This is a genomic window from Acidimicrobiales bacterium (assembly GCA_022452035.1).
Lineage (GTDB): Bacteria > Actinomycetota > Acidimicrobiia > Acidimicrobiales > MedAcidi-G1 > UBA9410.
On the sequence record JAKURV010000061.1, the window covers coordinates 1 to 2,486 of the forward strand.

The 2,486-nt window shown below is 70.4% G+C and carries 3 protein-coding genes; all 3 read right to left on the minus strand.

Annotation, left to right across the window (positions count from 1 at the left end; genetic code table 11):
* Positions 1 to 611, minus strand: a 611-nt coding sequence (locus MK181_10925; GenBank protein MCH2420310.1) for a 2-phospho-L-lactate transferase CofD family protein, incomplete at its 3' end; no start/stop codon positions are given.
* A 29-nt stretch (positions 612 to 640) separates the two neighbouring features.
* Positions 641 to 1,621: a GDP-mannose 4,6-dehydratase gene (gmd, locus tag MK181_10930; GenBank protein ID MCH2420311.1), complete on the minus strand. Its 981-nt coding sequence runs from the start codon at positions 1,619 to 1,621 to the stop codon at positions 641 to 643.
* The coding region (locus tag MK181_10935) for a GDP-mannose 4,6-dehydratase (GenBank protein ID MCH2420312.1) at positions 1,618 to 2,486 on the minus strand (869 nt) is incomplete at its 5' end. The genes MK181_10935 and gmd, both read right to left, overlap by 4 nt.

Sequence of the window (2,486 nt, forward strand, 5' to 3'; positions counted from 1 at the left end):
ATGGACACCACCGGGTTGGACGGGGCCATGATCACCGCGTCGGCGTCGGCTAGCGCCTCAACCACCCCGGGTCCAGGTCGGGCGACGTCGGCTCCGGCGAACCGGACCGACCGCATGGCCACTGAGTGCCCCAGGCGCACGAAGTACTCCTGGAAACCCACCTCGTCGCCGGCCCATTCGCCCTCGTCCATGGTGACCATGGTGGCCACCGGGTCCTCGGTCATCGGCAGCAGCATGGTCTCCAGGCCCCACGCCTGGGTGATCTCGGCGGTGACGGCGGCCAGGCCGGCCCCCTCGGCCAGACGGCCCGTCCGGTAGAGGTGGGTACCCAGGTCCCGGTCGCCAAGCCGGAACCACGTCAGGCCTCCGAAGCGGTCCAGCGCGTCCATGGCCTGCCACGTCTCTTCGGCCAGACCCCAGCCGGTTTCCGGGTTACCGGCTTCAGCCAGCGTGTAGGTGACCGTGTCCAGATCGGGCGACACGTGCAGCCCGTGAAGGACGACGTCGTCGGCCGTGTTCACGACGGCCGTGACCCGGTTGGCGGGCACGGCGAGGACCAGGCCCCGCAGCAGGCGGGCCGCCCCCACGCCCCCAGCCAGGACGGTGATCACGATGCCCTCCGGTCGGCCATCGGACCCGGTCAGGCCAGCCGGTCCAACCGGCCCTCGAGGAGGGCCAGGTCGGCGTCCACCATCGTCTCGACCAACTCGGTGAACGACATGGTCGGTCGCCACCCCAGGCGGTCGGCGGCCCGGGAGCCGTCACCCACCAGTAGGTCCACCTCGGCCGGTCGGTAGAAGCGCTCGTCAACCACCACATGGTCGTCGGCGTCCAGGCCCACCCGGGCAAACGCCGCCTCGCAAAACTCCCGCACGGTGTGTGTCTCGCCGGTGCACACCACGTAGTCGCCCGGCTCGTCCTGCTGGAGCATCCGCCACATGGCGTCCACGTAGTCGCCGGCGAAGCCCCAGTCCCGCTTGGCTTCCAGGTTGCCGAGTCGCAGCTCGGTGGCCTTGCCGAGGGCGATCTGGGCCGCCCCATGGCTGATCTTGCGGGTCACGAACTCCAGGCCGCGGCGGGGACTCTCGTGGTTGAACATCATCCCCGAGCTGGCGTGTAGCCCGTAGCTCTCCCGGTAGTTGACGGTGATCCAGTGGCCGTACACCTTGGCCACCCCGTACGGGCTGCGGGGATGGAACGGGGTGTCCTCGTTCTGCGGGACCTCGCGGACCTTCCCGAACATCTCGCTGGAACTGGCCTGGTAGAAGCGGATCTCCGGGTCGACCAGCCGGACGGCGTCCAGCAGGCGGGTCACGCCGAGGCCCGTCGTCTCACCGGTCAGCACCGGCTGACCGAACGACGTCTGGACGAACGACTGGGCGGCCAGGTTGTAGACCTCGTCAGGCCGGTGTTCCTGGAGGGCCTCCACCATGGACAGTTGGTCCAGCAGGTCGCCGGAATGGAACTGGACACTGTCCATCAGGTGGGCGATGCGCTCGTAGTTGACCGTCGAGCTGCGGCGCACCATACCGACTACCTCGTAGCCCTTGTCCAGCAAGAACTCAGCCAGGTACGAGCCGTCCTGGCCGGTGATGCCGGTGATCAGAGCACGGCGGGTCATGGAGTCCAGTCTGCCGGGATGACGTCCGGAAGGCGCCGTCGCCAGTCGGCCAGCAGGTCGGCCAGCGTGTCGGCCAGTGCCACCTCGGGTTCCCAACCGGTGTCAGTCCGCAGCACCGTCGGGTCGCCCCGCAGGTCAGGGACGTCCACCGGTCGGTGGAGGACCGGGTCGTCGACCAGGCGCAGCGGCCGGGTGGCCAGGCCCACTAGCCGTTCGGCCACCTCGCTCACGGCCACCGACGTGCCCGTGCACACGTTGTAGGCCGCCCCGCCCCGACCGTCGATGGCCAGGCACCGGTAGGCCCGAACTACATCGCGCACGTCGGTGAAGTCACGGCGGGCCGCCAGGTTCCCGACCCGCACCTCGTCGCCCCGGCCCGCTTCGGCGGCGGCGATCCGCGCCGCCAGGGCCGAGCAGACGAACCGGTCGTCCTGGCCGGGGCCCAGGTGGTTGAACGAGCGGACCCGCACCACGTCCATTCCGTGGCCCAGGTAGGCCTGCAGGGCCAGTAGGTCAGCTGCCGCCTTGCTGGCCGCGTATGGCGACACCGGGCGTAGCGGGGCCGTCTCGTTCAACGGAAGGTCCTCGGGCCGAACGACGCCGTAGACGTCAGCGCTGGTCACTGTGACCACCCGGGCGCCGCCGGCTGACCGGACGGCTTCCAGGAGGTGGAGGGTCCCCTCGGCGTTCACCCGCAGGGTGTCAGCCGGGGCTTCCCACGAGCCGCCCACGTCGGCCTGCCCGGCCAGGTGGAACACCACTTCCGGGTCGACCTCGGCCACCAGCCGGGCCAACCCGGCGGGATCCAGCAGGTCGGGGCCACCCTCGGAGCGGTCGGTGCCCACCACGTCGTCTCCGCAGGCCG

Bases quoted from the DNA above. Each gene is read 5' to 3' on its own strand.
- gmd (MCH2420311.1), bottom strand. From the start codon at position 1,621: ATGACCCGCCGTGCTCTGATCACCGGCATCACCGGCCAGGACGGCTCG.